At 37.3% G+C, this 20,847-nt stretch carries 11 protein-coding genes; 8 read left to right on the forward strand and 3 right to left on the reverse strand.

Translation table 11 applies throughout. The features are described from left to right. The first annotated feature begins 1,510 nt into the window (after window positions 1-1,510). Both ACFING_RS00570 and rlmN read left to right on the forward strand, forming a co-directional pair. Window positions 1,511-2,014, forward strand: coding sequence for an invasion associated locus B family protein (locus tag ACFING_RS00570; protein ID WP_375611465.1), 504 nt, complete (start codon window positions 1,511-1,513; stop codon window positions 2,012-2,014). 41 nt (window positions 2,015-2,055) lie between these two features. Beyond that, window positions 2,056-3,282 carry a 23S rRNA (adenine(2503)-C(2))-methyltransferase RlmN gene (gene rlmN, locus ACFING_RS00575; RefSeq protein WP_375629137.1) on the forward strand — a complete coding sequence of 409 codons (1,227 nt, stop codon included), beginning with the start codon at window positions 2,056-2,058 and terminating at the stop codon, window positions 3,280-3,282. A 790-nt stretch (window positions 3,283-4,072) separates the two neighbouring features. On the opposite strand, the gene ACFING_RS00580 is transcribed toward rlmN, so the two are convergent. Continuing rightward, entirely contained in the window at window positions 4,073-4,714 is a 642-nt protein-coding gene (locus tag ACFING_RS00580) for a LysE family translocator (protein WP_375612781.1), read from the reverse strand. 170 nt (window positions 4,715-4,884) lie between these two features. Between ACFING_RS00580 and ACFING_RS00585 the strand changes: the two genes are divergently transcribed. The 6 genes from ACFING_RS00585 to trxA all read left to right on the forward strand — a co-directional run bounded on the left by ACFING_RS00585 (window position 4,885) and on the right by trxA (window position 17,215). Further along, entirely contained in the window at window positions 4,885-6,120 is a 1,236-nt protein-coding gene (locus ACFING_RS00585; RefSeq protein ID WP_375629140.1) for an argininosuccinate synthase, read from the forward strand. A 373-nt stretch (window positions 6,121-6,493) separates the two neighbouring features. Further along, on the forward strand, window positions 6,494-8,155 hold the full coding sequence (locus ACFING_RS00590; RefSeq protein ID WP_375620882.1) for a lysine--tRNA ligase: 1,662 nt from the start codon (window positions 6,494-6,496) through the stop codon (window positions 8,153-8,155). Beyond that, window positions 8,155-9,729, forward strand: a complete 1,575-nt coding sequence (locus tag ACFING_RS00595) for a peptide chain release factor 3 (RefSeq protein WP_375629143.1) — start codon at window positions 8,155-8,157, stop codon at window positions 9,727-9,729. The genes ACFING_RS00590 and ACFING_RS00595 overlap by 1 nt, the downstream gene beginning before the upstream one ends. Window positions 9,730-10,115: 386 nt before the next feature. After that, entirely contained in the window at window positions 10,116-13,235 is a 3,120-nt protein-coding gene (addB, locus tag ACFING_RS00600) for a double-strand break repair protein AddB (protein ID WP_375629146.1), read from the forward strand. A gap of 2 nt (window positions 13,236-13,237) precedes the next feature. Then, window positions 13,238-16,714 carry a double-strand break repair helicase AddA gene (addA, locus tag ACFING_RS00605; RefSeq protein ID WP_375629148.1) on the forward strand — a complete coding sequence of 1,159 codons (3,477 nt, stop codon included), beginning with the start codon at window positions 13,238-13,240 and terminating at the stop codon, window positions 16,712-16,714. 177 nt (window positions 16,715-16,891) lie between these two features. Further along, window positions 16,892-17,215 carry a thioredoxin gene (trxA, locus tag ACFING_RS00610; protein WP_375611361.1) on the forward strand — a complete coding sequence of 108 codons (324 nt, stop codon included), beginning with the start codon at window positions 16,892-16,894 and terminating at the stop codon, window positions 17,213-17,215. 648 nt (window positions 17,216-17,863) lie between these two features. Here the strand turns inward: trxA and tsaE are convergent. Both tsaE and ACFING_RS00620 read right to left on the reverse strand, forming a co-directional pair. Then, window positions 17,864-18,334 carry a tRNA (adenosine(37)-N6)-threonylcarbamoyltransferase complex ATPase subunit type 1 TsaE gene (gene tsaE / locus ACFING_RS00615; protein WP_375629150.1) on the reverse strand — a complete coding sequence of 157 codons (471 nt, stop codon included), beginning with the start codon at window positions 18,332-18,334 and terminating at the stop codon, window positions 17,864-17,866. Between the two features lie 37 nt (window positions 18,335-18,371). Continuing rightward, window positions 18,372-20,837 carry an ATP-binding protein gene (locus ACFING_RS00620; protein ID WP_375629153.1) on the reverse strand — a complete coding sequence of 822 codons (2,466 nt, stop codon included), beginning with the start codon at window positions 20,835-20,837 and terminating at the stop codon, window positions 18,372-18,374. Window positions 20,838-20,847 lie beyond the last annotated feature (10 nt).

Consider the following 20,847-nt stretch of genomic DNA (forward strand, 5'->3'; position numbering starts at 1 on the left):
AAGAAAAGAGGAGATCGCTCGACAAGAATCCAAACTTTTTCAGTCCAGATTGGATTAAGAATCTTCGTCCTTTGAAAGCGGGAAAGAAATCAACAGAAAAGTTTATTTGTGCATTGAATTTTTTTGTAAGTTGAGTTTGAGTGTTTAGGGATAATATTTTAATGCTCAAGAAGAAATAAGAGATATATTGTATCTTCAGTATAGCAAGATATTGATTTTAAATATAATTCACTATTTCGCATGTTAGATGAGAGATCCGAATATTGTAAAATTCTCTCATTCCAAACTTGTTTATGTTGAATCAATCAAAACCATTTCCTTGCACGTTGTAAACGAAATTAGCGTGTGGATAAAAACTGTACAAGAAAGGGGTAAAAATGCTTCCTATGAATCGTCTCAAGTATCGAGAGTTGTAGCAAAACATTGGGAGCTGGAAAATAGTGTTATGGTGCCAGCTTTCTTCTTCACAAGTGGAGAGATCAACTATTTTATAGGTATGATTTAGATGTCTGCTGTTGTATAGAGCTCATGCTAAAGAACAATTTTGTACGGTAAGAATGAAAATTATACCTTTAGGTTAGGTGAAAGAGTTTTTATGCATAGGAAGATTTATTTAAGTGTCTTTAATTGATTAAAATATTGTTTAAAAAACGGTAATGTTAGAACTGCTATAGAAAAAAGTTTTATATTTCTTTTTATAAATTACTTAGAAATAAGATAAGGAGACTTTCCCAAAGAATTCTTAAGAAGTTTTTTATAACAGAAAGAAAAATATCGTCTAATACATTAAAATAATACGATTAAGCTATTATAAGCTACTAAAATCATTTTAGAAATTAATAATTGGAGATGAAATATATAGGGAAATAAGATAAAAAGAAACAAAATTGTATGTGATTATTGAGATAGAATCTAAATTCTCTATGTTTTATTATTAATATCTTGATAATATTTTATTATTTTTACAAGGTCTTTTGAAGATTGAGAAAAAGTGTTATCGGGACGATATTGAATGCGAAATATGAATGCACTATAATGAGTTAAAAGATGGAGTATTCTGCGAACATAAATGTATTGAATGCATAAAGTCGAGAAGTGATATTCGTAAGGCGATTAAGCTTTTTTGCGGGGAGTCTGGGGTGTATTTTCAAAATTTTGCATCAGATTGCTTGTGATATAAAGAGTATGGTTTATTTCTTAACAGAGTGATGGTATATTTTCATCTCGTTTTGAAGTTCTATAGCTTAAAGAAATCGTTTTTTATACAAAAACGAAATAAGTAGCGTAAAATGAAGATATTATTTTTTAATGTGGTTATTGAATAAGAAGTTTATGTTTTGGTAACGATTAAAAGGTCACAATGAAACGTAGAAATCTATTTTGATTAGTGTGAAAATATTTCGCTTATTGAAGGAATTAGGACAATAACACATGAATATCGAGGGGTTTTTGTTGAATTTTTCCAATGAAGAAAATCTTGTTAGAGACTAAAGAAGTGAGCTAAATGAAGATGTTTGAAAAGACTGTTATTGCTGCATCTGTAATGGTTCTTGTTACAGCGGGAGTGGCATATGCACAAACGCCAAGCCGTTTAAATCAATTTGAAGCGTGGGGAGCCTATTCTTATAAATCGCCCAAAAATACGATTTGCTATGTGTTATCGGTACCTTTGAAGGCTCTTCCAACGACAGTTAATCATGGTGATAATTTTTTCTTGGTTACCAAGCGTTCTCATTCACCTATTTCGTTTGAACCGCAGTTTATGGCTGGTTATACCCTTCAAGAAGGGTCGAGAGTGACAGTGACCATTGGAGGTAAGGACTTTGATTTTTTCACGAAAGATTCCTCAGCTTGGCTGGCGTCATCAGAGCTAGAAAAGCAGCTTGTTTCTGCTATGCGTGCTGGAAGCAATATGACAGTGCAAGCGATATCAAAACGAGGAACGCATACCACTTATACTTATTCCTTAAAAGGGGTCACTGCTGCATTAAATGCAGCTCAAAAGTGCCATTAAGGTTTCGATAACTCTAAAATAGTGATGTGAATTGGAAAGCAATGGCCATTTCTTATGACCTTAGACCAGTTGGTTCATGTTTTGCACGAAAAACAGATAATGTGGTCGTGAAGGAGAGTTCTAAGCTCTCTTTAATTGGTTTGTCGCAAGATGAAATGATGCAAGCTTTAAAGACAGTTGGTGTACCAGAGCATCAAACGCGTATGCGTGTGCGTCAGCTTTGGCATTGGCTTTATGTGCGTGGTGTTTCAAATTTTGATGAGATGCTGAATATTTCTAAAGCAATGCAAGAAACACTTAAGTGTCATTTCTCCATTGCGCGCCCAGAAATTGTTGGAGAACAAATATCAAAAGATGGTACGCGTAAATGGCTCTTACGTTTTCCTGCACGTGGAGCTGGAAGGCCTGTTGAAATTGAAACGGTTTATATCCCTGAAGAAGGACGTGGTACTTTATGTCTTTCATCGCAAGTAGGGTGTACGTTAACCTGCTCTTTTTGCCATACGGGAACGCAGACGCTTGTTCGTAATCTGACCGCAGAAGAAATTTTGGCACAATTATTGGTTGCACGTGATTGTTTGGGTGATTTTCCTGATAAGAATACCCCTGATGGAGCAATTGTTCCCATTGAAGGACGAAAAATTACCAATATTGTTATGATGGGAATGGGAGAACCTCTTTATAATTTTGAAGCTGTTAAAAAAGCTTTATTGATTGCCTCTGATGGCGATGGACTTTCTTTATCAAAACGTCGAATTACGCTTTCAACTAGTGGAGTTGTTCCTGGAATTATCCGAACTGGAGAAGAAATTGGTGTTATGTTAGCAATTTCACTCCACGCAGTACACGATACACTAAGGGATATGCTTGTTCCCATTAATAAAAAATATCCGCTTGCTTTACTAATGGAGGCTTGCCGTAATTATCCTGGTCTTTCCAATGCAAAACGAATCACATTTGAATATGTTATGCTGAAAGATATCAATGATAGTTTAGATGATGCTAAGCGATTGATTCAGTTATTGAAAGGGATTCCTGCTAAGATTAATTTAATCCCTTTTAATCCGTGGCCAGGGAGTAATTATCAATGTTCTGATTGGGAGCAAATCGAGCTTTTTGCTGATGTCGTTAATCAAGCGGGCTATGCTTCTCCTATTCGGATACCGCGTGGACGCGATATTTTAGCTGCATGTGGACAGCTTAAATCAGCTTCAGAGCGCTTACGTAAATCTGAACGTTTACGACTTGAAAATGCCATTGGTCATTAGGTAACGCAATTTTCAGCGATATCGAGGCCTATACTTTTTTGTTTGTAATTTAATATCCAAACTTCATGCGATGGCATATGTGAGACAGAGATTAAGATGGATAAGTGCTAGACGAACAGTTTCAGCGTTTATATGCTAAATGGGGTAAGAGATTGTCTATAGTCTGTTTACATAATCTCTGAAATAAGAAGGAAACCTAATTTAGAGGGAATATGAGGTCTTAAGGATTATAACTAATTTCTACCTTATTATCATACTCGTTAATTCGGTTTTATGTCTTTTAAAAGCATCTACGGTAATATCTTTTAAGAAGTGGAGATTGTGCACTGCCTCATGCTTTTGTTTATTATTTTCTTAAATAAGATCACGCATCACAAGCAAAACAGAGGATCTAAAATATAAATACCATTGAGTTATCCATTGATATGTTTTTTAAGTATCTCTTAGTACACTCTTCATATCACGATAATGCTTGTGAGGAGTATAACAAAAAGCTTCTGTGAATGTATTGTACTCCTACACCTTTATGTTTAATAAAGGTGTAAATTGGTACCACCATTCTATTTTTCAGCTCCCAATGTTGTAACAGCTTTTAGTACTTGAGATGGTTTATAAGAGGTGTTTTTATTCTTTTCTTAGATAGTTTTTATCCATACGAAAACTCCAGCTTCTCTTGTGATGTACAAAGGAAAGGTATTGTTTTATCCAAAACAAACAGGTTTGAAATGAAAAAATCTTATAATATTTGTTTTTTTTATTTAAATTAAAAGCGATACATTACACGTATAAATCAATGTTTTGTAACCACAAGGAGATGGAGGGCAAAGCTGGTAAAAGTACCAGCAATAAGCCAGTCGAGAAAGCGAATATAAAGAGGGTTCTTTTTGAGAGTTTTGGTAAGTTTATGCGCTGTAAAAACGATTGCAATTGTAATGGGGAAAGAAATAGGAATATAAGAGAGTCCTAAAAAGAGCAATTTTTGTGTTGCCATAGGATCATTCGCATTGATAAATTGTGGTAAGAATGTCGCGTTAAAGAGTATAACTTTAGGATTGAGAAGATTAATTCCAATACCAGCAAGATAGTTACGTTTAGCGCTTTGAGATTTAGAAGATGTCTGTTCAAAGGAAAAAGTGGGGTTTCTCCGTAAAGCTTGAAAGGAAAACCATAAAAGATAAAAGGCGCCAACAATTTTCAGAAGAACAAAAGTATGTGGTGCAGCAAAAATAAGCGCTGATAAGCCAAGTGCTACAGCGGTAACCTGAATGGCAAACCCTGTTGCACTACCCAAGGCGCACATAATTCCAGCTTTTTTGCTTTGTGTAATGGTTCGCCCTACAGAAAGCATCATATCTGGTCCTGGAATAAGTGCTAAAATCAACGATGCTAAAGCAAATTGTACAACAATAGACCACTCCGGTAGAAATGACACGTAAATCTCCTTTTATTTTTAAGCAGTGTTCACTATTTATACTTTGAGGCGCCTTTATTTACGCTTTTTGCGTCTTTTTAATGTTGCTTAAAAAGAATTTATTTTTATATTTCTTGCATCGTTTTGATTTTTGGGTAGAAATAAAAAAGTAGCTCATATAGAACGTTAAAATGAAAAAGTGGCAAAATATTAGAAAAGTTGTTTTGGCTTATTCAGGTGGATTGGATACGTCAATTATTCTCAAATGGTTACAAAGTGCGCTAGGTGTTGAAGTTGTAACTTTTACAGCAGATTTGGGGCAGGGAGAAGAGCTAGAACTTGCTCGTCGTAAAGCTGAAATGCTAGGTGTTAAAGAGATCTACATTGAAGATTTGCGCGAAGAATTTGTGCGTGATTTTGTGTTTCCGATGTTTCGAGCCAATACCGTTTATGAGGGGACTTATCTTTTAGGAACATCAATTGCACGTCCACTTATTTCAAAACGCCTTATTGAAATTGCTGAGGAAACAGGGGCAGATGCCATTGCTCATGGAGCAACAGGAAAAGGCAATGATCAGGTACGCTTTGAGCTTTCCGCTTATGCGCTTAATCCTGATATAAAGATTATTGCTCCATGGCGTGATTGGGATTTTAAGAGTCGGACAGATCTCTTTGAATTTGCTCGTATTCATCAAATTCCTGTAGAAAAGGATAAGCAAGGTGAAGCGCCTTTTTCAGTGGATGCAAATTTATTGCATTCTTCATCAGAAGGAAAGATTTTGGAAGATCCAGCACTTCCTGCTCCTGAATATGTCCATATGCGTACTCTTTCGCCGGAAGATGCTCCAGATCAAGCAACCAGAATTACTCTTGGCTTTAAAAAAGGCGATGCTGTTTCAATCAATGGAAAAAATTTATCACCTGCAACTTTACTTGCAGAGTTAAATCATTATGGGCGCGATAATGGTATTGGTCGGTTAGATTTGGTAGAAAATCGCTTTGTGGGTATGAAATCGCGGGGTATTTATGAAACACCAGGTGGAACCATTCTTTTGACGGCTCACAGAGCTATAGAATCTTTAACGTTAGATCGTGGCGCAGCGCATTTGAAAGATGAATTGATGCCACGTTATGCAGAACTCATTTATTATGGATTTTGGTTTTCGCCGGAACGTAAGATGTTGCAGGCAGCGATTGATTTATCTCAAGAACATGTTGAAGGTGAAGTCACGTTAAAGCTTTATAAGGGGAATGTAATTATTGAAGGGCGCCAAAGTAAAAAATCACTTTATTCCAGTGAGTTGGTAACTTTCGAGGATGATCAAGGTGTTTATGATCAAAGAGATGCAACTGGTTTTATTAAATTAAATGCCCTACGTTTATGTACATTAGCAAGGCGTCATCAAGGTGATAAAGAAAAGAAATAGAAAGTTACGGTGACAAGTGTAATGTGGATTAATGCTTTTGTATGAAATGCCTAGTTTAAGCATTTTTCTGTTGGTTTTTACCGTTCTTTCGTTCAATACTAGAAGCTTATCTTCTGCGCTAATAAATATAATAAGCAAAACCCATGATAATAATAGCAATGAAGGCTTCGATAATCAAAACAAGTCAATTTTGCTTTATAATATTGAATGTTTTTGATTTTTATCAGAACAAAATATGTTTATAACGAGGGCGGTTTTTGTATAGTGACTTAAGAGTATAAAGAAATTTTCATCTTTTTGCTTGCTATTATTGACGAATAAATTCAAGAACCATACACCCTATTTTGAAAGAGTGTAATTTTTAGGATAAATAATGATGCGTGATCAGTGTGATACCCTCAACCTTACGCCTGAATTAAAAGATGCAGCTTCTCAATCGAGAACTTGGCCATTTGAAGAAGCACGTAAGATTATCAAACGGTATGAAAAAACGGGTTATCCAGACAGTGTGATATTTGAAACAGGTTATGGCCCTTCTGGTTTACCGCATATTGGAACTTTTGGGGAAGTTGCACGTACAACCATGGTGCGTCATGCATTTCATATTCTCACGGAGAATAAAGTAAAAACAAAATTACTTTGTTTTTCTGATGATATGGATGGTTTGCGCAAGGTTCCTGAGAATGTGCCTGATCGCGAGAGGATGGAACATTATCTTGGTCAACCGTTGAGCCGTGTACCCGACCCTTTTGGAGATGATTATCCTTCTTTTGGAGCGGCAAATAATGCGCGGTTACGGGCTTTCCTTGATCGTTTTGGTTTTGATTATGAATTTGCAAGTGCTACGGATTATTACAATTCCGGTCGTTTTGATGAAACACTTTTGAAAATCCTTGCCTGTTATGACAAGGTTATGGCAATTATTTTACCAACATTAGGTGAAGAACGGCAAGCGACCTATTCACTCTTTCTACCGATTTCTCCCTTTTCTGGAAAAGTATTACAGGTACCGATGATTGCGCGTAATGTTGAAAAAGGGACTGTCACTTATATTGAACCTGAAACAGGAGAAACCATAGAAACAGAGGTTACGGGGGGCAAAGTTAAGTGTCAGTGGAAGGTAGATTGGGCAATGCGTTGGACAGCACTTAGCATTGATTATGAAATGGCCGGAAAAGACCTTATCGATTCCACAAATCTTTCTTCTAAAATTTGTAAAGTATTAGGTGGAACCCCCCCAGAAGGATTCAACTATGAGCTCTTTTTAGATGAGAAAGGGCAGAAAATTTCCAAATCCAAGGGAAATGGCTTAACCATTGATGAATGGCTTACTTATGCCCCAACAGAGAGTTTAGGGCTTTATATGTTTTCAAAACCTAAAACAGCAAAAAGGCTTTATTTTGATGTTATTCCTAAAGCTGTAGATGAATATTATGCTCATCTTTCTGCTTATGGTCGTCAAAAATGGCAAGAACGGCTCAGTAATCCTGTATGGCATATTCATAATGGTTGTCCACCGCAGGTTGATTTGCCTGTATCCTTTGCGATGCTTTTAAATTTGGTAAGTGCTTCAAATGCGGAGAATGCAGAAGTTCTTTGGGGTTTTATTTCTCGTTACGCTAAAGAAGCAAATGCACAAACTTATCCAGAACTTGATCAATTGGTGAAGTTTGCCATTAAATATTTTGATGTTTTTGTTAAACCAAACAAGAAATTTCGTATACCAGATGATAGCGAACGAGCAACATTAGCACAAATTGATGAAAAATTAGCTCATTTACCTGAAACTGTTGATGGCAACATATTACAAAATATGCTTCTTGATGTTGCACGATTAACGGAACGCTATCAAGATCATAGCAAAAAAAGCCCTGAAGGTGGGCCTGGTGTTTCTAATGTTTTTTTTCAAATGTTGTATGAAGTCCTTCTTGGACAAGAGCGAGGTCCACGATGGGGATCATTTATAGCGCTTTATGGGATTAATGAAATGCGTGCACTGATTGCTGAAACACTTGCACGTCCTGTGGAGGAATAATGGAACGAAGAGTGCAGGAAGTAAAGCGACGCCGTACATTTGCAATTATTGCTCACCCAGATGCGGGGAAAACAACATTAACAGAAAAGCTTTTATTGTTTGGTGGTGCTATTCAACTTGCAGGAGAAGTAAAAGCCAAAAAAGATCGTATTCAAACCCGTTCTGACTGGATGAATATTGAGCGTGATCGTGGTATTTCCGTTGTGACTTCGGTGATGACGTTTGAATATGAAAATCATATTTTTAATCTCCTAGATACCCCAGGCCATGAAGATTTTGCAGACGATACTTATCGCACGCTTACAGCTGTTGATAGTGCTGTTATGGTATTGGATGGGGCCCGCGGGATTGAGCCTAGAACATTAAAATTGTTTGAAGTGTGTCGGATGCGGGATATTCCTATTGTTACTTTTATCAATAAAATGGATCGTGAGGCACGTGATCCTATAGAGCTTTTAGATGAAATTGAAGAAAAGCTTGCTCTTGATACCGCGCCTATAACATGGCCAATTGGGTCGGGTAAAGATTTTGTTGGTACCTATGACCTTCATCATAATCGTTTTCGTCAAAAAGATGATGAGATAACACAGCAAATAGTTTCAAATCCCAGTGAGGTTGTCCATTTACTCCCTGAATATCAACGTTCCACTTTTATTGAAGGGGTAGAACTTGCTCAAAGTGTTTGCAAGAATTTTGATCTTCAAGCTTTCCGTGAAGGTCATATGACTCCGGTTTATTTTGGTTCAGCTTTACGAAATTTTGGTGTTCGTGATTTGATCAATGCACTTATTGATTTTGGTCAAAGTCCTCGTGATCAAAGTGCAGATCAGCGCAATGTCATAGCAACTGAACCTAAAATGACGGGATTTGTTTTTAAAATTCAAGCGAATATGGATCCTAATCATCGTGATCGTATTGCATTTTTTCGGGTATGCTCGGGAACACTTGAACGTGGTATGAAAACAAAGTTGGTCCGAACAGGAAAACCGATGACACTTTCGGCTCCACAATTTTTCTTTGCGCGTTCGCGCCAAATTGCTGATCAAGCCTATGCTGGTGATATCGTAGGAATCCCTAATCATGGAACATTGCGTATCGGCGATACTTTGACTGAAGGAGAAGATATCCTCTTTAAGGGAGTACCAAATTTTGCACCAGAGATTTTGCGTCGTGTTTGTTTGGGCGATCCAATGAAAGCAAAAAAGCTCAAAGAAGCTTTGCAACAAATGGCTGAAGAAGGGGTTGTGCAATTGTTTATTCCTGATGATGGGTCGCCTTCTCTCATTGGTGTTATTGGTGCTTTGCAAATTGATGTTTTAAAAGAGCGATTAAAAATAGAATATTCTTTGCCAGTGAATTTTGAGTTTGCACGCTTTAATTTATGCCGTTGGATTTCAGCGCAGAGCAAAGATGAGTTGCAAAAGTTTCTCAGCAATCACCGCTCTGCTATTGCGTATGATTTAGAAGGTGATCCAGTTTTTTTAGCGGAGAACCATTTTTCATTAAATTATGAAGCAGAAAGAGCTCCTAAGATAAAATTTTCTACTTTTAAAGATTATCAAGTAAGCTTTTAATGTAAAGAAGAATTTTTTATGTAACAATTTGGTTGATAATGATTTTTCATATTGAGTTGGGGATCTGAATATTGTTATTTTTTCTGAAAACAAAAGGAGTATGTAAAGAACACTTTCAGATTGCACTGTATAAAGAATACGGTAAATTTATTTTATAATATTCAATAAGTTATAATATATTTGTAATTGTAACGTCTTTTAAAATTTTGATATATTTTTTCACAATAGCTTAAGACAAGGTCATATATTTCAGTATTTTGAATGTCAGCTAAAAATCTCCTGTATAAATAGAGCTTTTCAGTTTTTTCTTGTATGAAAATTGTATACAGTCAAAATAAAGCAAATAATCAATAAGATGAAATTTGTTATTCCCAATATGAGATCATATGACTTATAAACCACGTGTCTTTTCTATATCTTCTGGAATGGCTTTTTTGCCTCACTTTGTTGAGGCACTGCTCTCCGGTACCCTTATTGATAATTTCGCTCCCAATGGAGACATTCAAACTGCTCTTGCCGATAGCTTTATTTATGTTCCGACACGTCGTGCTGCTCGCGCTTTACGTTTAGCCTTTGTTGAAAGAAGCGATACACAATCAACTTTCTTACCAACCATTCGTGCTCTAGGAGATGTCGATGAAGACAGTTTCCTTTTTGTTGAAAATCATACCAGCACTCTGAATCCACCCATTGGAAAAAGTGAACGCTTACTGCTTTTAGCGCGCCTTATTCGCCCATGGCGTGAAAATTTACCTGCGCATCTGCGTGCCATGTTTGGTACAGAAGATGTACTTATTCCGGCTCATAGTGCTGATGCAATTTGGCTTGCTCAGGATTTAGCGCATTTGATGGACGAAATTGAAACAGAAGGAGCAGATTGGTCGAAACTTAAAGATATTGCACCTGATATGGTCGCTGAATGGTGGCAAATAACGCTCGACTTTCTGACTATTGTTACGCAAAATTGGCCACAAATCTTGACCGAAAGGCAACGAAGCAATCCCGCGGAATGGCGTAATCAAGCACTCACAATGCATGCAGAGACTTTGCGATGCACGCAGCCTGATAAACCTATCATTGCTGCTGGTGTGTCAGGTTCTATGCCCGCAGTTTCTCATCTTTTAAAGGTTATAGCTTCTCTGCCCAAAGGGGCTGTTGTTCTTCCTGGCCTTGATCTTCATATGGATGAAGAACAATGGAATGCACTAAGCACAAGCAATAAAGAAAAAACAGCTTGTGATTTTTTTGATCCTGCAGAAAATGTTTTTAGCCATCCTCAATATCATTTAAAAAAACTTCTAACTCTCATGGAGTGTCAACGTCATCATGTTTGCGAAATTGGCCAACAAAGTATAACAAAGAAAAAACGAATGGCTCTTTTATCAGAAGCACTCCGACCTGCTTCTACAACAGATAAATGGATACAAATTGTCCGTGATGATTATGAAAATCTTTGTGCAGATTGGTCATTTATTGAAGCTATAAATGAACGTGAAGAAGCTCTCGCTATAGCTGTTACCTTACGCAAAGCTATTGAAGAACCCAAAAAAACTGCAGCCCTTATTACAAATGACCGTAATTTAGCACGCCGTGTTGCCGTGGAATTACAGCGATTTGGAATTGAAGCAAATGATTCAGGCGGAATACCACTTGCACAAACATTGCCTGTAACTCTCTTACGACTTATCTTAGAAAATGTATTGCAACCTGATGATCCCATTGCTTTTCTTTCTCTTCTTAAACATCCCCTTACAACACTCCAACAAAATCGTCATCGTTTACGGGAAATGGCAGAAAATTTTGAACTTTTTGTTCTTCGAGGGTATACAGGGCGTATTAATCTTTGCGAATGTGATCAATTTCTTGAAAAATGGATTGATACATCCTTTCATAATAGTTCTGAAAATAACACCCTTGATCAGCAGAAATGTGAAGAAGCACGTCTCCTTTGTCATCTTTTAAAAAAAGCTGTTGAACCTTTAACATCTCTTATGAAACAAGAGAAAGAATGCACCATCAATGAGGCTGCAATAGCAACTGTTGAGGTTTTTGAAAATTTTGGTCGCAATGAGGATAATTCTCTTGCACATCTTTATCAACACGAAGCAGGACAAGCCCTATCAAAGTTTCTACGTGAATTGGTCAGTGATCAATCGGGATTAACATTTCATCTTTGTGAATGGCCCGCTATGTTTTCTGCCATAATAGCAACCCGTTCCGTCGCACCTTCGCCTGGAGGACATCCACGTTTATTCATCTGGGGTACTTTGGAATCGCGCTTGCAAACGGTTGATACAGTGGTCATCGGCGGTCTTAATGAAGGATCATGGCCGATATCAACCCGAAATGATGCTTTTTTATCGCGACCGATGAAAATGATGTTAACTCTGGAACCACCAGAGCAGCGTATTGGTCTTTCTGCGCATGATTTTCAATGGGCGATGGGAATGGATAAAGTGGTGATGAGTCGCGCATTGCGCGTTAATCATACGCCTTCCATTCCATCACGCTGGCTACAACGCATGGAAACAGTTGTAGGAAAACAGGTTTGGGAACAAATCCGTGAACGAGGTGAAATACTACGCCATTGGGCAAAGATGCTTGATCATACAAGCATAACTTCTGAGGTGAAACGTCCTTGCCCTTCTCCACCTCTTGATATACGCCCGCGCCATTTTTCAGTCACTGAAATAGAAACATTGCGATATGATCCCTATGCTATTTATGCTAAAAAAATCTTAAGGCTTAAACCACTTAAAGAACTTATTCATGATCCTAGCGCTTCAGAACGAGGAACACTTTATCACGCTATTCTTGCAGCTTTTTGCACACAAATGAAAAATCCAAATGCTGCAAATGCACTCAATGTACTGCTTGCTATTGGGCGTAAAGAGTTTGATAAATTCAACTTTCCACCCGATATTGAAGTAATTTGGTGGAATAGTTTTGAAAATCTTGCTCCACGCTTTATTCAATGGGAACAAAGTTTAGGACTGCGAGAGCGATATTCGGAAGTGGTATCACAAAAAATCCCTATAGGAACAACAGGAGTAACCCTTTCAGGACGTGCTGATCGTCTTGATGTTTTGCCAGATAAAACGGTTGAAATTCTAGATTTCAAAACCGGAACGCCTCCTTTATCAAAACAAGTTCGTGAATTATTATTTCCGCAATTGGCTTTAGAAACAGCTTTACTCATACAAGGGGGCTTCCCAGATTTTCAAGATTTTACACCCTCAAATTTATTTTACATTCCCCTTAACAAAAAAGGTGAAATTAAATCCCAATCAATTCTTTTAAAGAAAAAAGACGGAAAAACTTATCTAAGTGCTGTTGATCTTGCTGAAAATGCATGGGAAAATCTTATCGCACTCATAACTTATTATCAAAATCCACAACAAGGCTATCTCTCACATGCTGTCCCCATGTCAAAACGATATGAAGGTGACTACGACCATTTGGCTCGGTTGTGGGAATGGTCAAGTGGTTTTCATAAAGAAGAGTAATCATGACGTTTTTTTCTATTCCTGAAGCCGCTCTTGATGCACAAGCAACAGCAACACATCCCCAAAAAAACGTGTGGGTTTCTGCAAATGCTGGATCTGGAAAAACCCACGTTTTAAGTGAACGTGTTATCCGTTTGCTTTTAAACGGTACGCCTCCAGCACGTATTTTATGCCTTACTTATACAAGAGCTGCTGCTGCTGTTATGCAATCACGAATTTTTCGCACGCTTTCTAGTTGGAATGAGCTCGATGATGCACAGCTGCAAGAAACCTTAACACGGTTTGAAAAAAAACCTGTTAATGCGCAAAAACTAACTTATGCAAGGCAACTCTTTGCGCGTGCCCTCGAAACGCCTGGTGGCTTAAAAATTCAAACGATTCATGCTTTTTGTGAAGCTCTCTTACATCAATTTATGTTAGAAGCCAATATTGCAGGGCATTTTGAACTTCCCGATGATATCGGTCGAAAAAAATTACAACAAGAATCCCGTCGCGAACTTTTAGCCCGTCGTGATGTACAACCTGCTTTGCAACAGTTACTTCAAGTTATTAGCGAACATACTTTTAATCAATTGCTCTATGAGGCAGTTGAAAAGCAACATAAATTGTCTGATTTTTTATCTTCTCTTTTATCTGAAAATGGAGAAGAAAAATTGCGCGCGCTTTTTAACTTAGCGCCAGATGAAACAAATCAATATCTTCTGGAACAAATTAAACAAACAGCGCGCCTTCCTCTTTATGCTCTTAAGCATTGTGAAACCAATGGTAATCAAAGCTTTAAGGATATGGTGGCAAAACTTTCCCAATTAGAAAAGGTGCATGATGAGACAAATATTCTCAATATTATTTCTGATGTTTATTTTACAACAAAAGGTGAGCCGCGTAATTTTTCACATTTATTTCATAAAAAATCAGATGAAATTTGGCCTTTTATTCAACAAATGCTTGAAGATAAACAAAACAAGCTTTCTGTTCTTTTAGAAAAATATCAATGCGCAAAGGTTGCCACCCTCAATATGGCTGCTTTTCAGCTCTGTACTATTTATCTCAAAATTTATAAGAATCTAAAAAAGTCCAATGGCTTCTTAGACTTTGATGACCTTATTGAGCGTACACTTCATTTGTTACAGCGCAAAGGTGCAAGCCAATGGGTGCACTATAAACTTGATCAGGGACTTGATCATATTCTACTTGATGAAGCACAAGACACCAACCCTGAGCAATGGCAAATTATTCAACTGTTGGCACAGGAATTTTTTTCAGGGTATAGCCAACGAACAAACATACGGACTCTTTTTGCTGTTGGAGATGAAAAGCAATCTATTTATTCTTTTCAAGGCGCTGCTCCAGAAAATTTTGCTGCAAATGGACGAATTATTCAAAAAAAAGTGCAGCAAACAAATCAGCAATTTGAAAAAATACAACTGCATTATTCTTTTCGCTCTACAGCAGATGTTCTTAAAAGCGTTGATCTTGTTTTTGAAACACCAGAAAACTATAAAGGACTTTCGGCAGAAAATACAAAAACGGTGCATGAAGCTATCCGTGTTCACAGTCCCGGTGAAGTTGTTATATGGGATGCCATTTCAAAAGAAACGAGTGAGTTTCCTCAAGATTGGCATGCAACTGTTAATCATTTAGATACACCTGAAGTCCGTTTAGCAGAAAAAATTGCTGAAACGATTGCTGACTGGTTACAAAAAGGCGAAATGCTTCCAGCAAAAGGACGCTTAATACGTGCAAGTGATATTATGATCTTGGTCCGTAAACGTGATCAATTTGTCTCAGCTCTTTCTCGTGCTCTTAAACACCGTAATATTCCCGTAGCAGGGGCTGATCGTTTACAGCTTACCAAACATATTAGTATCCGTGATTTAATGGCGCTTGCGCGTTTTGTTTTACAGCCACAAGATGATCTTTCTCTTGCTTGTGTTTTAAAAAGCCCACTTTTTGCTCTTAGTGAAGAGGAACTCTATCAGCTTGCCGCACACCGCACCGGCTCTCTTTGGCAAAGTCTGTGTGCGCATACATCATCGCAGGTATCTTTTAAAGATGCTTTTGAAAAGCTAAACCATTATCGCGCTTTAGTGGATAAAATACCAGTTTTCGAGTTTTATAGCCATATTTTGAATAATGATAAGGGACGGCAAAAAATTCTATCCCGTTTAGGATCTGAAGCAAATGATGTGCTCGATGCTTTTATGGATTATACGCTCACTATTCAAAAAACAGGATTACCAGGATTACAAGCTTTTTTAGAAACATTAAGTGCAAGCGAACCAGAAATTAAACGTGAATTTGAACAAAGTAATGAAGAAATTCGCATTATGACTGTTCATGCTGCAAAAGGACTAGAGGCTGCTGTTGTGTTTTTAGTCGATCCTGGCAGTGCGATTTGGCATCCTCAGCATGCGCCTCACTTGCTTAAAGTTCCTTTAAACAATGCACAATGGAACGGAAAACAAGCCTTTATTTGGCATCCCAATGAAAAGTTTAATACAAAACTCTCTAAACAAGCAATTTCATATTTAAAAGAGCGTGCAGAAGAAGAATATAGGCGTCTTCTTTATGTAGGAATGACACGCGCTGAAGATCGCTTGTTTATTTGTGGGTATAAAGGTCCGAAAACGCCATCTCATACATGGTTACAACTCGTAAAAAAAGCCCTCGAACCGCATGCCCTTGCTATAAAAGATTCTTCGGAAGATATTGCAGCTTGGCGTTATTGCATTACACCTGCTTCTTCTGCTTCTATAAACTCAAAAGTTCCTTGCACTGAATCTCAAACCTTACCAGCGTTACCTGCTTTTTTCTCCCATAAAATACCAGAAGAACCAGTGCTACCAAAACCGTTGAGACCCTCTGTTGCTAGTCTTTCCATTGAGGCTGATACCGAGATTTCTTCTAATTCAAAATATCATAGCGTTTCGCCTGTTTTGGGAGAAAAAAATACCAACAGGGCTTTTTCCATTGAATATGGTAATCTCGTTCACCGATTGTTACAATACTTACCCGATTGTCCCCCACAAAAACGTCGAGATTATGCTCGAAACTATCTCAATATCAAAGCCTCTCATTGGGATGAAAGCCAAAGAGAAGATGCTCTTCGCCATGTTTGGAAAATATTAGATCATGTTTACCTCAAGCCCCTTTTCTCTGAGCATTCACGTGCTGAGGTCTCCTTAATGGGTATTGTGAAAATTCGTGGAAAAGAACAAGCAATTTCTGGTCAAATTGACCGTCTTTACATCACGCAAAACAGCATTATCTTTGCCGATTTTAAAACAGGAACCCCACCAGAAAATGAAGCTGCTATTGCTTCCCATCACTGGTTGCAAATAGCTCTTTACCGAAAATTGTTGCAAGCTATTCATCCCGATAAAGATATCCAGGCTCTGCTTATCTACAGTAAAGAAGCCAAAATTTTTAAACTTCCTCCAGAAAAACTTGAGGCATTTCTTAGTGAAGTTGCTTTATAAGCTACTCTTTTCCTTGCAAATCATCTTTACACTTTATTTACTTTCATAAAATCGCCCAAACAAACACACTGCACAATCTCTGGTGTAAAAAAGTCCTTTAATAATTTATCTTTGCAATAACTTGATATGAATTGTTATTATACCAATCTATAAAAAGTGAATATAAAGGATAAATCAATGACGTGTATAAAAGTTGATAAGGACAATTTCGAAAGTGAAGTTCTAACCTCTTCCACCCCTGTTGTGGTTGATTTTTGGGCAGAATGGTGTGGCCCTTGCAAAGTGATTGCTCCAATTTTGGATGAAATTTCAATAGAAATGCAAAATCAAGTTAAAATTGCTAAGGTAAATATTGATGAAAATCCGGAACTGGCTACCCAATACGGAGTACGTTCTATCCCTACATTATTAATGTTTAAAAATGGAAATATTTCATCGAATATGGTTGGCGCTACCTCTAAAGGACGTCTTTCTGAATGGATAAAAGATGGGCTTAGTTAATTCCACATATAATCACTCTAAAGGAGAGAAGTTTTGTCTCTCCTTTTGACTTTTTTAAAATATTCTTTTTTGCATTATATTATAATGAAAAGACAATAAAAATCAAAATTTTAAATGAATTTAAGAATTCGTGCTTTTATGCATGATTCAATTGACCATTTTTATAAAAAATTACTTTGTATGAAGAATATAGGCAATTCTTTCCTTATATGCGTGTTAAAAATACTCGGTGAATGATAATTTCATAAAGGTATTTCTTCTTAGATAAGACTATTGAGATAGATAGTGCTTTCAACACATAAAGGGAGATTTTAAGCAAAAACTTTGCAAATTACTTTTCTAAAGCTCACAACTTTTAAGCAGAAAGAAACAAGCAATTCACTACAGGTTATATAATGCTCTTCTAAAGGGTTATCACTTCAATTTAAAATTCTCTTATACTATTCTCTAAAATAAATTGATGAATTTCTATAAATTAACGGCTGTTCTTTGCAATTTATGTCATTGTGATATAAAAGAGTCAGCATTTCGTTTCATCTTCCATGGTTGGTGCCTCTATGAAGCCTTCTTTATGTTGTTCATCATCTCAGATTTCATAGGTAGTACTGAGGTATTATCAAATTAAAAAATGATGATGTTCATGTTTTTTTAAAATGTACGAATTGTAAAAGACTGTTGCAAACATTCAATGGAATGTTGCGCTGATCTAACTGTTACATGACGCCCATGTTCTTTATAGTGTAAGGTGAGTGCAAAAGTGGCGAGCTCTAAAAGAGCTGTATTTCTTTCTGGCCATTCAACAAGTAAAATATTTTTCTCACGAGCTTCATGAAGCCCTAATTCATCAATTTCTTCTGCCATAGAAAGGCGATAAAGATCAGCATGAATAATTTCAAACTGTGGGAGTTGGTAGCTTTGCACAAGAGTAAAAGTAGGGCTTGGAACCTCCATCGTGTCATCGTTTGCAAGCGTTTGGATGATTGTACGTGCAATGGTTGATTTTCCAGTTCCAAGATCTCCTTGCAGTGTTATAAGGTCCCCCAGCTTTAAAGAAAGGGCTAATTTTTTTGCGAAAAGCTTTGTTGCCTCTTCATTTTCAAGAAAAAAACTAAAATTCATTAAGACTTCCATGAGATGGATGAAAATATAATAAAGGTTAAAAAATCTTATCTCCTTTGGAGAGGGGAAAAAAACACTTAACAGTTGTTCCTTTTCCAGAGCCGGTAAGAATTTCAACATGCCCACCGTGTAGTTCAACGAAGCTTTTCACAAGCGAAAGACCAAGCCCCGCTCCTGCACGTCCACCATGGTGTGAATGGGAAGAAAAACGTTTAAAAATGCGATCAAGGATGTCTTTTGGGATGTCAGAGCCTTCATTGTGAACGCTAAAGACGATGTTATCATCTTGTTCATCGACACAAAATTCAATCGTGCTCGCCTCTGTTGCAAAGTTAATAGCATTACTCAAAACATTCACAAAAATTTGATGTAAGCGTTTTTCATCAGCAGAAATAGAATTTAAGGAAGGAGAAATTTGTTGTAAAAGCGTAATATGGCGTCCGTTAAGGCGATCTTCTACACGTGCAACTGCTTGTATCATAGCATCGGCAATGTTAACTGATTTTATATCGAGTTCCATAATGCCTGCATCAAGGGTGGCAAGATCAAGAATATCATTAACAATATTTAAAAGGGTTCCTGATTCTGAATGAATATGCCCAAGATATTCTTGTTGACGTTCATTGATAGAACCGAAAATTTGATCGCGTAAAATATCAGAAAATCCAATAATATTGGTGAGAGGTGTGCGCAATTCATAGGAAACATGTTGGACAAATTCATTACGCAAACGATCAGCACTTTCTAATGCTTCATTTTTTTCTTGAAGAGCACGCGCAACATGGACAGTGTCCGTAACATTCACAAAAGTAAGCATCGTTTGTCCATTAGGAAGAGGGACCAGAGTATAGTCAATAATCATATCATTTTTAAGATCTATACGACCTGAAAATGTTTCACGTTTTTCAGCAAAACCGGTAATGAACTTGGTAAATTGATCCCATTCTTGCCCCAAGGTTAAGGCTGAACAATGGCTTTGTAACTGCGTAATATGGGTTCCTTCTACCAGTAAATTATAAGGAAGAGACCACAATTTCGACAAGGCAGGATTCGATAAGCGAAGGCGTCCATCAGTACCAAAAACGACCACACCTTCAGAAAGTTTATCAAGTGTTTCACCTTGTATTTTAATAAGTGTATTATAACGGCGCTCAAGATCAATTTTTTCTGTAAGGTTTTCGTAAAGCCAAGTGACACCTCCTTGTGGATGAGGGTTCGAGACAACACGCACCGTACGTCCATCTGGAAGATTCCAAATTTGTTGGTTCGATTCTGTTTGCCGATAGGCTTTTAAAAGTTCTTCTTTCCATGCGCGCCAATCAGGGTGTTCAGCAATGAGCCCCTTTTCACGTAAACGTTCAAGAAACAATGTATGGCTTGGTTCACTTTCTAAAAAAGAACTCTCCAACGGCCATAAAATTTTGAAAGCATGATTACAGAATTTTAATTTTTGGTTTGTATCAAAAATGGCTACAGCTGTTGAAATTTGGTCAAGTGTTTCACAATGGCTTTGAAGAACATATCTTAATTCATGAGCAAGATTTTCATATGCGCTGTCATCACGTGCAAAAGCTGCCATCCCTTCAGCTGTTGTAATACGTGTGAGATGAAAACGGTGCCGTTCTCCACCAATAACCGTATAAACATGTTCTTGAAAAATTGTTTCTGTTTCATCTGTTTTGCGTTGTGTATTTTCATTGAAAAGATCCCCCACGTCATCACTGTCTTCACGAAAGTCTGTCATTTCTCTAAAGGCGCGATTGATAAAACAAACTTTTCCTTCACAATCTTTTATCCATACGGGCTCTTGAATAAGATCAAGAAGATTACGCTGCATTCTCAATTCAGTAAGAAGGCGGGCGATATCTTTCTGTAAACGAGAATTTTCTTTCTGTTGTTTTGAGATATCTTGAAAACGAGCAATGGCGACTGTTCCTGCGATGACTCCTGTAACTTGTAGCGGTACATTGTTTGTGGTGGTGATAGAAAGATCAAAAGGGTGACATTTACAACGTAGTTGAGTCAATGCATAATCAAGTTCTCGCAGAGAATTTTCTTCAACCCAGAGCTCAAAACGCTGAAAATCTTTCTGATCGATTCCTATTTTTTGCAATGCAGAAAGAGCACCAACAACACGGGGTAAGGTTGTTGGATTTTCCCAAATAAGAAGGAATTGCTCGGTTTCTTCCAGAAGCCATTCATAATATTTAAGTTTTTCAGAAAAATTTGCCTGAATTATCTTCAAAGGCTTCTGTGCAGTTTTTTTTGCACGCACGGTAACAGCTATACACGAGAGAAGTGAAGCACAAGAAATTCCTCCACACAGCGCTAAAAGCAGCCATGGACCATTCGGCAAAGTGAAGAAAAATGGTAAATAACCTTCCAATGACTGAGCAAAAGCGCATGTTGGAGAAAAAAAGAAAAAAAAGCAAAATATATACGTATAGATTCGGATCTCTTTTTGAGTTTTTTCTTTGGGGTTATAGTCACCAAAGCTGAGCACGGCATCTTTC

The sequence above is a fragment of the Bartonella sp. AP150HLJHH genome (assembly GCF_042196385.1).
Lineage (GTDB): Bacteria > Pseudomonadota > Alphaproteobacteria > Rhizobiales > Rhizobiaceae > Bartonella.

Bases quoted from the DNA above. Each gene is read 5' to 3' on its own strand.
- trxA (WP_375611361.1), top strand. From the start codon at position 16,892: ATGACGTGTATAAAAGTTGATAAGGACAATTTCGAAAGTGAAGTTCTA.
- rlmN (WP_375629137.1), top strand. From the start codon at position 2,056: ATGGCCATTTCTTATGACCTTAGACCAGTTGGTTCATGTTTTGCACGA.
- tsaE (WP_375629150.1), bottom strand. From the start codon at position 18,334: ATGAATTTTAGTTTTTTTCTTGAAAATGAAGAGGCAACAAAGCTTTTC.
- ACFING_RS00570 (WP_375611465.1), top strand. From the start codon at position 1,511: ATGTTTGAAAAGACTGTTATTGCTGCATCTGTAATGGTTCTTGTTACA.
- ACFING_RS00585 (WP_375629140.1), top strand. From the start codon at position 4,885: ATGAAAAAGTGGCAAAATATTAGAAAAGTTGTTTTGGCTTATTCAGGT.
- ACFING_RS00595 (WP_375629143.1), top strand. From the start codon at position 8,155: ATGGAACGAAGAGTGCAGGAAGTAAAGCGACGCCGTACATTTGCAATT.
- addB (WP_375629146.1), top strand. From the start codon at position 10,116: ATGACTTATAAACCACGTGTCTTTTCTATATCTTCTGGAATGGCTTTT.
- addA (WP_375629148.1), top strand. From the start codon at position 13,238: ATGACGTTTTTTTCTATTCCTGAAGCCGCTCTTGATGCACAAGCAACA.
- ACFING_RS00590 (WP_375620882.1), top strand. From the start codon at position 6,494: ATGATGCGTGATCAGTGTGATACCCTCAACCTTACGCCTGAATTAAAA.